Here is a 12,469-nt window from a genome sequence, read left to right on the forward strand (position 1 = left end):
CGGCCGCATGCCGGAATGTGCGCGGCGGCACTGCGAACTTTCCGTTGCGGCATAATGAAAATCGGTTATGGAACCTCGGGCCGCCATCGGCCCTGAGAGTCGGTGCCGTTCCCATGATCGGGCGTCTTGTCCTGCTCGCTGCCGCGGGCCTCTTCCTCGCCGTGCCGGCCACGATGGCGCAAAACGCATCGCTGCCGCTCTGTGCCGGTTCCACGGCTGCCATGCGCGGGCAGGCGCTGCTCCGCAGCGCCATGAGGGCCGCCTATCCGAACATTCCGGAGCGCACGGATGATCAGGACGCACTGGACCCGGAGCCCTGCATCCATCCCTACCAAGCGAACGCCTTCGGCAACGCGGTCGTTCTCTTCACATTCAGCCAGAAGCCGGGGGATGCCTGCCATGGCTGCGGCGCCATGATCAGCGCCACCTTTCTGAGACGTGACGGACATCAGCTGGTGACTGTGGCGCATCATCACGAGTTCACGGAACTCGGCTCCTGGGGAGATGTCACCGCGATGACGCCGGTTCGTTCCGGATCGGACGACGGCATCGTCATCGAAGGCGGCGGCACATTCCAGGGAGAGACCTCGAGCGTCATCCAGGCCTTCATCTTCCGCGACGGCCAGGCGCTGGCGATCAGCCCGGAGAACGGCATCGTCATGTCTCAGAGCAATTGCGATGCGGTCACGAACGGCAAGTCCTGCACTGACATCAAGGGCTCATGGAAGATCGAGCCTTCCGGGCGTTTGACCATCGGCTATCGCGGCAAGCGCAATGGCAAGCCGCTGACATGGCCTCCGGTCGTTTACGAGCGCCAGGGCAATGCGCTGGTGCCGGTCTCCGGCAAGCCGCTGGCGTTCTAACCCTTCGGCCGGGCCGATGTGACCTGGACGGGCAGCCCCCGGGAGATGGAATTGCTCACGGTGGATGTCGCCTTCGCCCGCTCGACGAGGGCATCGAGATCGGCAGTCGCATCCGTCGCCTCGACCGCGACCCGAACCGAGGCGGAGGTCGCGAGGAGCGGGTCGCCATCGAATGTCACCGTCACATCGACGGCAACCGAGGCGAGCCCGACGCCCATCTCGTGCGCCACGTAGTAGAGATCGTTGCAGAAGCACCCGCCGATCGCCAGCGCCAGCAATTGACCGCCATTGAAGCCGAGCCCCTGGCCGCCCGCCTTGCCCTCCGGACGGTCGACGACGACGGAGTGCGCTCCGGCCCAGCCCATGGACGCCTCCGTCCCGGCGATGCCGCGCAGTGTCACCGTCATTGCCGTCGTCATGGGCCGCCCCTCGCCATCGCAGGCAATCTTATGTCGCGGGGCAGGCGGTTTTCAACCGTGTGCAGATACCAGACGAAGTGGACGGGGATGGAGCACTCGATCGATCCCGCATATGGAGGCCGCTTTTGGGTCCGATGCTCTCGACGCTCTCACCGCCGCCCGAACAGGCGCTCGATATCGGCGAGCTTGAGCTCCACATAGGTGGGCCGGCCATGATTGCATTGTCCGGACAGGGGAGTCGCTTCCATCTCGCGCAGGAGAGCGTTCATTTCCTCGGGTCTCATGCGCCGGCCCGCGCGTACGGAACCGTGGCACGACATGCGTGAGAGGACGGCGTCGAGGCGCTCCTCGAGCGGCGAGCCGGCCCCCTGCCCCCACTCGGCGAACGCATCGGCGACATCCTGCACCAGGGCCTTGATGCGTCCGCCCGCCAGCGCGGAGGGAACCTCGCGCACCAGAAGCGCGCCCGATCCGAATGGTTCCAGTACGAGGCCCAGACTCTCCAGCGTCGCGGCCTCCGCCATCACCCGGTCGGCATCGACGGGATCGAGATCGACGACCTCGGGAATCAACAGCATCTGGCGCGCGATGCCCGATGCGGACCGCTCGCGCTTCAGCCGCTCGTAGACGAGGCGCTCGTGGGCCGCATGCTGATCGACGATGACGATGCCGTCCGGCGTCTGCGCGACGATATAGGTGCCGTGGATCTGGGCCCGTGCCGCACCGAGGGGCGCGTGTTCGGCATCGGGGTCGAGCTCGGACAAGGCCGCACGGCTGTCGGCGGAGGGAGCCATGTCCGGCAAACTTGCCTGGGCCTCGGCGAGCCCCGCATGCCGGGACATGGTTTCGTATGGCGCCTGCCAGCCGGCGAAGGCCTGGACATGCCGGAAGGACGGCGCCCGGTGCGCCACGGAGACCGGACGCAGGGGCGGCGCCATCTGCGGGCGCAGGCTCTCGAGGGTGCGTGTCCCACCGGTCGACGCGGAGCGGAAGCCGCAGCGGGCGATGGCCTCCTTCAGCGCCGCGACGACGAAGCCGCGCACGAAGGCGGGATCGCGGAAGCGCACCTCGGTCTTTGCCGGGTGCACGTTCACATCGACGACGCGAGGGTCGCAATCGACCATCAGGGCCAGAACGGGGTGCCGGTCGGAGGCCATCACGTCCGCATAGGCGCCGCGCACGGCGCCGAGCAGGAGCTTGTCGCGCACCGGTCGTCCGTTGACGATGAAATGAATCTGGGTGGAGGTGCCGCGATGATAGGTCGGAAGGCTCGCGAATCCCGACAGGCGCACGCCCTCGCGTTCGATCGCAATGGACATGGCGTTGTCGTTGAACTCCGCTCCGAGCACACGGGACAGGCGGCGCAGAAAGCCATGTTCGCCCTCCGGCTCCGGCGGATAGGTGAAGGACGTGATATGCTCGCCCGTGAGCGTGAACCGGATGGTGGGATGCGCGATCGCGAGGCGCTTGACGATCTCCGCCACGGCCTGCGCCTCCGAGCGGTCGCTCTTGAGAAACTTCAGCCGCGCGGGCGTGGCGGCGAAGAGATCGGTCACCTCGATCTTCGTTCCCTTCGCAGCTGCCACCGGTCGGACAGGACCTTTGACGCCAGCCTCGACGACGATGGCGGATCCCGTCTCCGCATCCGCCGTCCGCGTAGTGATGGCCAGTCGCGCCACCGCGCCGATGGAGGGCAGAGCCTCGCCGCGGAAACCGAGAGTGTCGATGGCAAACAGGTCGCCATCGGGAATCTTCGAGGTCGCGTGACGCTCGACCGCGAGTTCGAGATCTTCCGGCGACATGCCGGCGCCGTCGTCGACGATACGGATCAGGCGGCGCCCGCCGGCCTCGACGGCAATCTCGATCGAGCTCGCACCTGCATCGACGGCATTCTCGACCAGCTCCTTCACCGCCGCGGCAGGACGCTCCACCACCTCGCCTGCGGCGATGCGGTCGACGAGAATGGGATCGAGACGGCGGACAGCCATGAAGCCCTGCGGGTTCGAGGGAATCGAGAGAAGAGAATAAGGCGCCGCGGGCATGGATTCCAGACAGGCGCGGCATTCTCTCACGCCTTCCGCAGCGCGCTGCCATTCCGGGGCGAGCGAAGCGCTGGGCCCGGAATGACAGAGGTGCGTGCTCCTACTTCGCCTGCGCGAGATATTGCTTGGCGAGGATCTTGCCTTCCTCCACCGCGGGCTGGTCGAAGGGATCGACGCCGAGGGCGTAGCCCGTCAGGATCGTCTCCAGCATGCCGTGCATGAGCAGCTCGCCCATGGCGCGCTCGTCGAGCTTTTCCATATGGATGCGGCGGGTCGGGCGGTGGTTGCGGGCCAGCGTATCGGCGGTGGCGCGCCCCTGCGCGGCCACGAGGTCGCCGATGCGTTTGCCGCCGAATTCCGGCACGCCCGCGCGCTGCGCGAGCTTTCCGTCCATGGCCGGCCCCTGCCCCTCCACGTCGGTCGTGATCACCGTGAAGAGCTTGTCGTTCGGGCCGGCGAGATAGAGCTGGAGCTGGCTATGCTGATCGACCGGGCCGATGGCCGCCACGGGCTGCGAGCCCTTGCCGTCCTTGCCGATGCTCTCGGCCCAGAGCTGCACCCACCAGCGGGTGAAGCGCTCGAGCCGGTCCGCATAGGCCATGGTGACGGCGATGTTTCTGCCCTCAAGCGCCATGGCGACATTGAGCGCGGCGCCCATGGCCGCCGTCGACTCCTCAGCCGGGCGGCCGGCACGGAAAGGCTCATAGGCCTCCGCCGCGCCTTGGCGGATGGCCACGATGTCGAGACCGAGCACGGCTGCGGGCAGCAGCCCCACATTGGTGAGGACGGAATAACGCCCCCCGATGCCGGTATGATGCTCGAGAAAGCGGACGCCCTCGGGCTCGAGAAGATCGCGGAGGGCATTCTTGCCGCCCTCCTTCTTCGGTTCCGACAGGCCGAGGAAAGCATCGGCAGGGCGCGCCTTGAGGCCCGCCTTGTCGAGGGCGGAGAGGACCGCCATCGTCTGCATCAGGGTTTCGCCCGTGCCACCGGATTTCGAGATCGCGACGAAGTGGGTCGAGGAGAGTGGCAGCTTGTGCAGAACACGATCGAAGGTGATGGGGTCGAGATTGTCGAGGAAATGCACCCGCGGCCCGTCCGCAAAGCGCCCGGCGCCGGGCACCGCATAATCCTTGAGCTGGGCCAGCGTCTGACCTCCGAGGCTCGAGCCGCCGGTTCCAAGGAACACCACGTCCGTGGCGTCCCGGCGCAGCCAGGACGCCGCCTCGCGGATGCTGTCGAGATCGCCTGTCTCGCGAGGCATGTGCAGCAATGGCAGCCGCCCCGATGCGTCGTCCTCGGCCAGCCGCTTCATCCCGCGCCCGACCACGGCGAGCGCCGCCTCCAGCGCCGTCTGCGGCAGGCCCCCTTCGCCGATGTGGGTCGCAAGGGCAAGATCGATCGATTGCTGCAAGGCCATACGGGATGCTCCGACTCGTCACAGGGGAGCGGAACACTAGGGCAGTGAGGCCGCCACGGCTAGGGCGGGAGGGCCCGTTCATCGGCGAGGTCATCGCTCCGGGGAGCGTCAGCGGAGCCACGCGAAAGGCCATGCGGAGCGGAAAAGTCATCGCCCGCGTCGAAGGATGGAGAGCTGTGGTACCCGCTGCACTTCATCCGGAAGCGATCGAGTTTCCGGGTTCCGGGCTCGCCTGCGGCGCCCCGGAATGACACCGGATTGATACCCTCACGCCGTCGTTCAGGGACGGCCCTCTTTGGAACAGGCCGGAACCCAGGAACACGACGGTTCAGGGTAAGGAGCGACGGCAGCCGCCGCACCTATTCCATCGGGCTCAGTGGCGATGGGCTCCGGGCGCCGCTTCGCGGCCCCGAATGTCAATGAGATGTCCAGGCGGGGATCCCAGAACGACGATGCGGTCACAGCCCCGTCGGCCGGCCCGCGATCACGGTGAGCATCCTGCCGTCGCCGAAGATGCGCTCCGCGGCGCTGCCGATATCGGAGGGGGTCACGGCAGCGACGAGATCGTTGCGGAGCCCGATATAGTCGACTCCGAGGCCCTCGAATGCGATCTGGACGAGGGTATGCGCGATCTTCGTCGAGGTGTCGAAGCCGAGAGCGTAGGAGCCGATGAGGTAGTCCTTCGCCTTCTGCAGCTCCTCCTCCGAGGGCCCTTCTTCCTTCAGGCGCATCATCTCGCCGGCAATGACGTCCAGGGCCTCGGCGACGCGCTCGTTCTTGGTGGCGGTGTAGCCCCAGGTCATGGCGGATGCGCGGTAGCTCACGAGAGACGTGCCGACGCTGTAGGCGAGACCGCGCTTCTCACGCACTTCCTGGAAAAGGCGCGATGTGAAGGCGCCGCCTCCGAGGATGTGGTTGAGGACATAGGCCGGAATGAACCCGGGATCGCGCCACGCCACGCCGGGCGTGCCGAAACGGATGACCGATTGCGGCACGTCGAGATCGACCACATGCCGTGTCCCGAGATTCTGCAGAAGGATCGGTTCGACGGGCTTCAGAGCCTTCGCCTTCGGCAGATCGCCGAAGGTCTTGTCGAGGAGATGGGAGAGGCGCTCCGAATCGATGGCCCCGACGACGGCGACCTTGACGCGGCCCCGCGCGATGAGCGCACGGTGCATGGCGACCAGATCGTCGCGCGTGATTGCCGCAACGCTCTCGATGGTGCCGGAGGTCGGCCGCCCGTAGGCATGACCGGCAAATCCTTCCTCGAAGAAATGCCGCGTGGCCATGACGCCCGGGTCGTTCTGCTGATAGCGCAGGCCCGCGATGGTCTGGGCCCGCACGCGCTCGATCGCATCCTGGTCGAAACGCGGCTCGGCCAGCGCGAGGCGCAGGAGCTCGAAGGCCTCGTCCGCGTGCCGGACCAGGGTCTTGAGCGACCCGCCGATGGCGTCATTGCCAGCGTTGAAGGAGATCTCGATGGCGCGGGCCGCGAGCCGTTCCTGGAACGCGTCGGAATTGTATGGCCCGGCGCCCTCGTCGAGGAGGCGCGACAGCATCTGCGCGACGCCGGGCCTGTCCTCCGGGTCCTGGGTCGATCCGCCCTCGAACGTGAACGCGACGGCGATCAGCGGCACGACGTCGGATTCCACGTGCCAGGCTTCGACGCCGCCGGGAGACGTGAGGATCTTCACCTTCGTCGGCGATGCGGCGGAACGGATATCGGCGGGTGCGTTCATGGTCATCTCGTTTTGGATCGGGCTTTCATTCGGGCGGGGCCGGCGAGGCTTATGCCTCTCAGGAAGCCGGCTTCTGCAGATAGCCCGTCACGGAACGGCGCGGGATGAGATAGCGCTCGGATGCGTTGGCCAGATCTTCCTTCAGCACCGCCTCGATCTCCTGGGGCCAGCGGCGCACATCCTCGAGCGTCTCGCCGATGGCGAGCGCCGAACCATAGATGCGGGCCAGGGAGGATTGGCTGTCGGTGGAATAGATCGTCTCCGCCACGAGACGGGTCTTGGCCCGCTCGATGGCCTCGGAATCCAGCGCCTCCGCGGAAATGGCGCGCAGCACTTCATCCAGCGCCTCTTCGAGAGCCGAAAGCGAAACGCCTTCGGCCGGAACCGCGTAAACACAGAAGCGGGTCTCCTCCATGGCGGAGGACATGTACCAGGCGCCCGCATTCACGGCGATGCCGCGGTCGAGAACGAGCTTGCGGTAGAGATACGACGTGGGACCACCGCCGATCACCTCGGCGAGAAGCTCGAGCGCATAGCAGTCGCGATCCTTGGCGGTGCAGCAGGAGGGCACGAGGTAGAGACGCTGAAGGGTCGGCTGCTCGACCTTCGGGTCGGCGACCGTGATGTGGCGCGCCGCGACCGGCTCCGGATCGCGCGGGCGGAAACGCACCGGACGTTTTCCGCGCGGAGCGATGCGGCCATAGGTCCTGTCGCTGAGGCGGCGCACATCGTCCGCCGTCACGTCTCCGGCCACCACCAGGATGGCATTCTCCGGCGTGTAGAAGCGGCGGTAATAGTCGAGGGCATGGTCGCGGTTGAGGGTTTCGATCTCGTGCATCCACCCGATGATCGGAATGCCGTAGGGGTGGTGCACGAAGAGCGCCGCCGCCATGGCCTCCGCGAGCTGGGACGACGGATCCGTCTCGACGCGCATGCGCCGCTCCTCCAGCACCACGTCGCGCTCCGGCGCAATGACGCTCTCTTCGAGAAGGAGGTTGGTCATGCGGTCGGCCTCGAAGGACATCATGGTCTCGAGATGCTCTCGGGCGACGCGCTGGAAATATGCGGTGTAATCGAACGACGTAAAGGCATTCTCCTGTCCGCCGAGGCCCGAGACGATCCTCGAGAACTCGCCGACCGGATGCTTTTCCGTGCCCTTGAACATCAGGTGCTCGAGAAAATGGGCGATGCCGGACTGGCCGATCGGATCGTCGGCCGAGCCGTTACGGTACCAGACCATGTGGGTCACGACCGGAACGCGGTGATCCGGGATCACGACCACGTCGAGGCCGTTGTCGAGGGTGAAGGAGGAAACGTCCGGCCCGCCGCCTTCTGTCCGCCCTTCGGAGGGTGTTCCGGTGCGCAGCAGGGGCTTCAGGGCTGTGTCCATAATGTTTCCAATCTTAACGGAATCGGGGCGGCTCGGCGGATACGAATTACGGGAATAATGCAATCTGGAGGCCACGCAAGCGGAGCAGCACACCTTTTGCGGGAAGATCGGAACCGGACATTCCGGCCAAGCTCACCCCCAGAAAGCAGTTCAGGCGAGACGGGGGACCGTTCGCCTGAAACACTTGCCATGGCTGGCAGCCTTAGCGCTGCTGCTGCTGCCGGATGAAGTTCATCGGGCTGTCGGGGTCGCCGACCGGGACCGGATCCGCCGAGGCCTTGAGCGGGGCGCCGGCGGCCGCCTTCAGGAGACCGCTCGGCGGATCGCTGAGGTAGCGGCGCTCGAGCCCGTCGCCCGAGAGCTTGACGTCTTCGTCCTTGATGGCGAAGGCGCGCAGCTCGTCGGGGCTCATCAGGCTCTTGTCGGCCTGCCGGCCGACCGGGCCCGGCACCGTGCTGCCGGAAACGTAGTTGTTCGGATCGCGGCCGGCCCGCATCTCCTCGACGGAGAGGCGCTTGCCTTCGCTGTTCTTGTAGAGTTCCGTGCTCGTATAGGGCGTACGGGCCTCGGCCGCGGCCTTGCGGGCGGCGATCACGTCCGGATCCTTGGGCCAGTTGGCATTGCGGGCCTCTGCTCCGCCTCTCGGCGCCGGGGCGCGCAGCTCCATCTTGGGCGGAAGCACGAGCGGGGGACGCTCGTTGTACACGATGGGCGGCTTCTCCTTCGGGATGATGCCGATGCTGCCGAGCAGGCTCTTGACGGCTTCCCCTTCCTCCGCCGAAGCCCCCGAGGCGGCGACAAGGAGCACGAGGGCGCTCGCGCAACCGAAGACCTTCAATCCCTTCATGATACCCACCACCGTTGTTTCATTCTTGCCGGAACGCCTGATTGCTCATTCTGGCGAACATAAGGCGGCCGGGCTGTTCTGCCGCGCCCGATCATGCCTTCCGGCGCTTTTCCAGCACGAAAGAGTCATAAAGCAAACCGACCACCCCCGCAACGATGGCCGCATCGGCCACGTTGAACACGTACCAGGACCAGCCGCCGATCTGGAACTGGATGAAGTCGAAGACGGCCCCATAGGCCAGCCGGTCGATGACGTTGCCGATGGCGCCGCCCACGATCAGCCCCAGGGACGCCGCCAGGAGCTTGCCCGTCGTCCGCCGGATCCAGAGCGACAGGCCGGCCGCCGCCACGAGGGAGACGGCGATGAGGATCCAGCGCCCAAGTTCGCTGTGCTGCTGGAACAGCCCGTAGGATATTCCACGGTTCCAGACGACGATCAGGTTGATGAAGGGATAGAGAGCCACGGGCTCCCGGACCGGAAGATCGAACACGAAGAGGGTGTAGATCTTGGTCGCCTGGTCGAGGATCAGGACGAGGAGGGCGATCGAGAAGCCGATGATCGCGGCGACCGACATGCCCTTCGTCCCCTTGCGGCGTCCCGCGCCCCTACCCTTCCCGCCGGGCCGTGAAGCGCGGCGGGGAGCGCCTGGCCGCGCCGGGGAGGTCTGCTCCGGCCCACCGGGCGGAGGCAGGGACGTCTCGGGATCGCTGCTCTTGCTCATTCCGCGGCCGTCCTCAGGCGATCCCATTCACGCAGCGCCGCCGCATCGCGCAGCGTCACATCCGGGTAGTCGGGGTCGGTGCCCACTTCCGGCGAAACCTTCCAGGACCGGGCGCACTTGCGGCCCGCGGCCAGGGCCGGTACGACCGCCACGCCCCTGACGTCGTCCAGGCGGAAGGCATCGGCAGGACCTTCGCCCCGCTCCACCCTGATGCCCGAGGTGATGGCGATCTCCGCCAGGTCGAGGCCCTGTACGGCGTCGAACAGCACCTCGTCAGTGATGTAGACGACCGGCGCCGCCTCGAGGCTCGCGCCGATGCGCTTCTGCGCCCGCTCGACCTCCAGGGCGCCGGTAACGACGCGGCGGACACGGCGAACCTTCGCCCAACGCTCGGCAAGGGCCTCGTCCCGCCACGCGGCCGGGATCGCCGGGAACGTCTCGAGATGCACAGATTCCGCCTGCGGATACCGTGCCAGCCAGGCCTCCTCGGCCGTGAAGGCGAGGATCGGCGCGATCCAGGTGGCGACGGCGCGGAAGGTCTGGTCGATCACGGTCAGCGCGCTCTTGCGCACATGGCTCGAGAGCGGATCGCAATAGAGCGCATCCTTGCGGATGTCGAAATAGAACGCCGACAGATCCGTGGTCATGAAGGAGTTGAGCAGCGCGACCACCCGCTTGTAGTCGAAGGCGCGGTAGGCCTCGCGCATCTCGCCGTCGAGCTCGGCGAGACGATGCAGCACGAAGCGCTCCAGTTCCGGCATCGTCTCGACCGCGACCTTGTCCGCCTCGTCGAAATGCGCGAGCGAGCCCAGCATCCAGCGGATCGTGTTGCGCAGCTTGCGATAGGTCTCCACGAAGGTCTTGAGGATCTCGGGGCCGATGCGAAGATCGTCGGAATAATCCGATGCCGCCACCCAGAGGCGCAGGATGTCCGCGCCGGAATCCTGCATCACTTTCTGAGGCGAGACCACGTTGCCGACGGACTTCGACATCTTCTGCCCCTTTTCGTCGAGCACGAAGCCATGGGTGAGCACGATGTCATAGGGCGCACGTCCGCGCGTGCCGCAGCTCTCCAGCAGCGACGAGTGGAACCAGCCGCGGTGCTGATCCGTCCCCTCCAGGTACATCACCTGGTCCGGCCCGCCATCGACCTTGCGCCGCACCTTCAGGTCCTCGCGCTTCTCCAGCGCGAAGGCGTGCGTGCAGCCGGAATCGAACCACACATCGAGGATGTCGTTGACCTTCTCGAAATCCGCGGCCGCATGGCCGCCCGCCTTGAGGAAGCGCGCGCCGTCATCCGCGTACCATGCATCCGCCCCTTCCTTCTCGAAGGCTTCCGCGATGGCCGCGTTGACTTTGCTGTCCTTGAGAATGTCGTTGGTGCCTTTCTTCACGAACACCGCGATCGGCACGCCCCAGGCCCGCTGGCGCGACACCACCCAGTCGGGGCGGTTCTCGATCATGCCGGTGATGCGGTTCTCGCCCGCTTCCGGCACCCATTCCACGGTTCTGATCGCGTGCAGCGCGCGCTGGCGGAGCGTATCGCCTTCGCCGTCGAGCGGCTTGTCCATGGCGATGAACCATTGCGGCGTGTTGCGGAAGATCAGCGGCCCCTTCGAGCGCCAGGAATGTGGGTATTGGTGCTTGAGCCGCCCGCGCGCGATGAGCGCGCCGACCTCGACGAGCTTCCGGATCACCGCCTCGTTGGCGCCCGCATCCTTGCCCTTGTCGTCATAGATCCGCTCGCCCGCGAAGAACGGGACGTCGGGGAAGTAGGACGAGTCCGGCGCCACCGTGTGCGGCACCTCTTTCGTGCCGCAGGCCTCGAACACCGCCTTGTGCTTCACGTAGGTGTTGTAGTCGTCCGCGCCGTGGCCGGGGGCCGTGTGCACGAATCCGGTACCGGCATCGTCGGTGACGTAGTCGGCCGGCAGCATGGGCACGTCGAAGTCCCAGTAGCCGTTTGCACCCTCGAGGCCGCGGAACGGATGTGCGCAGCGCTCGATCATCACCGGCAGCACGTCCTTCATCCGCTCGTACCCGGTGACGCGGGCGGCAGCGAATACGTCGGCGGCGAGCTTGTCGGCAATGACGAGACGGTCGCCCACCTTCGCCCAGTTGTCGGCCGCCGCCTCGGTGACCGCATAGAGGCCATAAGCGATGTCCGAACCGAAGGCGATGGCGCGGTTGGCCGGGATCGTCCACGGGGTCGTGGTCCAGATCACCACCGACGCGCCGTCGAGATCGCCGTCGAGGGTCCGGACGATGGGAAACTTCACCCAGATCGTGGTCGAGGTCTTCTCGTGGTACTCGACCTCCGCCTCGGCCAGCGCCGTCCGCTCGACCGACGACCACATGACCGGCTTCGAGCCGCGATAGAGCTGGTCGGAAACCGCGAACTTCATAATCTCGCGGGCGATCTGCGCTTCCGCGTCGAAGGACATGGTCTGATACGGATTCGACCAGTCGCCCTCCACGCCGAGGCGCTTGAACTCCTCGCGCTGCACGTCGATCCACTTCTCCGCGAAGGCCCGGCATTCGCGGCGGAACTCGATGATTGGCACCTCGTCCTTGTTCTTGCCTTTGGCGCGGTACTCCTCTTCGATCTTCCATTCGATCGGCAGGCCGTGGCAGTCCCAGCCGGGAACATAGTTGGAATCGAAGCCCAGCATGCCCTGGGAGCGGACGACCAGGTCCTTCAGGATCTTGTTGAGGGCGTGACCGATATGGATGTTGCCGTTGGCATAGGGCGGGCCATCGTGGAGCACGAAGCGGGTGCGACCCTTCTGCACCTCGCGCAGGCGCTCGTAGAGCCTGTTCTCGTTCCAGCGCTGGAGGATCTGCGGCTCGCGCTGCGGCAGCCCGGCCCGCATGGGGAAGTCCGTCTGCGGCAGGAACAGAGTCTCGGAATAGTCGCGCGCGGGTGCGTCGGTCTTGTCGGCAGTCTTGTCTGACATGGCGGTCAATAATCTTTTGTCTGTCCCCTGGCGTGCGGGACGATCAGGCATCGGAAATCGGGGCGTATCGG

Annotated in this window: 9 protein-coding genes; 1 reads left to right on the top strand and 8 read right to left on the bottom strand. The window is 66.4% G+C overall.

The genetic code is table 11. The features are described from left to right. Window positions 1–113: 113 nt before the first annotated feature. Window positions 114–863, top strand: a complete 750-nt coding sequence (locus AC522E_RS15070) for a hypothetical protein (protein WP_500747074.1) — start codon at window positions 114–116, stop codon at window positions 861–863. On the opposite strand, the gene AC522E_RS15075 is transcribed toward AC522E_RS15070, so the two are convergent. The 8 genes from AC522E_RS15075 to ileS all read right to left on the bottom strand — a co-directional run bounded on the left by AC522E_RS15075 (window position 860) and on the right by ileS (window position 12,398). Then, entirely contained in the window at window positions 860–1,282 is a 423-nt protein-coding gene (locus AC522E_RS15075) for an OsmC family protein (RefSeq protein WP_500747075.1), read from the bottom strand. The genes AC522E_RS15070 and AC522E_RS15075 overlap by 4 nt on opposite strands. 149 nt (window positions 1,283–1,431) lie before the next feature. After that, window positions 1,432–3,324 carry a DNA mismatch repair endonuclease MutL gene (mutL, locus tag AC522E_RS15080; protein ID WP_500747076.1) on the bottom strand — a complete coding sequence of 631 codons (1,893 nt, stop codon included), beginning with the start codon at window positions 3,322–3,324 and terminating at the stop codon, window positions 1,432–1,434. 100 nt (window positions 3,325–3,424) lie between these two features. After that, complete coding sequence (locus AC522E_RS15085) at window positions 3,425–4,744, bottom strand: phosphoglucose isomerase-related protein (RefSeq protein WP_500747077.1); 1,320 nt, start codon at window positions 4,742–4,744, stop codon at window positions 3,425–3,427. Between the two features lie 458 nt (window positions 4,745–5,202). Further along, window positions 5,203–6,489 carry a M16 family metallopeptidase gene (locus tag AC522E_RS15090; protein WP_500747078.1) on the bottom strand — a complete coding sequence of 429 codons (1,287 nt, stop codon included), beginning with the start codon at window positions 6,487–6,489 and terminating at the stop codon, window positions 5,203–5,205. Between the two features lie 52 nt (window positions 6,490–6,541). After that, on the bottom strand, window positions 6,542–7,873 hold the full coding sequence (locus tag AC522E_RS15095) for a M16 family metallopeptidase (RefSeq protein WP_500747079.1): 1,332 nt from the start codon (window positions 7,871–7,873) through the stop codon (window positions 6,542–6,544). A 202-nt stretch (window positions 7,874–8,075) separates the two neighbouring features. Next, entirely contained in the window at window positions 8,076–8,720 is a 645-nt protein-coding gene (locus AC522E_RS15100; protein ID WP_500747080.1) for a hypothetical protein, read from the bottom strand. 91 nt (window positions 8,721–8,811) lie between these two features. Continuing rightward, a complete protein-coding gene (lspA, locus tag AC522E_RS15105; protein ID WP_500750715.1) occupies window positions 8,812–9,294 on the bottom strand; it encodes a signal peptidase II in 483 nt (160 codons plus the stop codon). A 143-nt stretch (window positions 9,295–9,437) separates the two neighbouring features. Then, window positions 9,438–12,398, bottom strand: a complete 2,961-nt coding sequence (gene ileS, locus AC522E_RS15110) for an isoleucine--tRNA ligase (protein WP_500747081.1) — start codon at window positions 12,396–12,398, stop codon at window positions 9,438–9,440. Window positions 12,399–12,469 lie beyond the last annotated feature (71 nt).

This window comes from Microvirga sp. BF8 (genome assembly GCF_059888585.1).

Bases quoted from the DNA above. Each gene is read 5' to 3' on its own strand.
- AC522E_RS15070 (WP_500747074.1), top strand. From the start codon at position 114: ATGATCGGGCGTCTTGTCCTGCTCGCTGCCGCGGGCCTCTTCCTCGCC.
- AC522E_RS15075 (WP_500747075.1), bottom strand. From the start codon at position 1,282: ATGACGACGGCAATGACGGTGACACTGCGCGGCATCGCCGGGACGGAG.
- mutL (WP_500747076.1), bottom strand. From the start codon at position 3,324: ATGCCCGCGGCGCCTTATTCTCTTCTCTCGATTCCCTCGAACCCGCAG.
- AC522E_RS15085 (WP_500747077.1), bottom strand. From the start codon at position 4,744: ATGGCCTTGCAGCAATCGATCGATCTTGCCCTTGCGACCCACATCGGC.
- AC522E_RS15090 (WP_500747078.1), bottom strand. From the start codon at position 6,489: ATGACCATGAACGCACCCGCCGATATCCGTTCCGCCGCATCGCCGACG.
- AC522E_RS15095 (WP_500747079.1), bottom strand. From the start codon at position 7,873: ATGGACACAGCCCTGAAGCCCCTGCTGCGCACCGGAACACCCTCCGAA.
- AC522E_RS15100 (WP_500747080.1), bottom strand. From the start codon at position 8,720: ATGAAGGGATTGAAGGTCTTCGGTTGCGCGAGCGCCCTCGTGCTCCTT.
- lspA (WP_500750715.1), bottom strand. From the start codon at position 9,294: ATGTCGGTCGCCGCGATCATCGGCTTCTCGATCGCCCTCCTCGTCCTG.
- ileS (WP_500747081.1), bottom strand. From the start codon at position 12,398: ATGTCAGACAAGACTGCCGACAAGACCGACGCACCCGCGCGCGACTAT.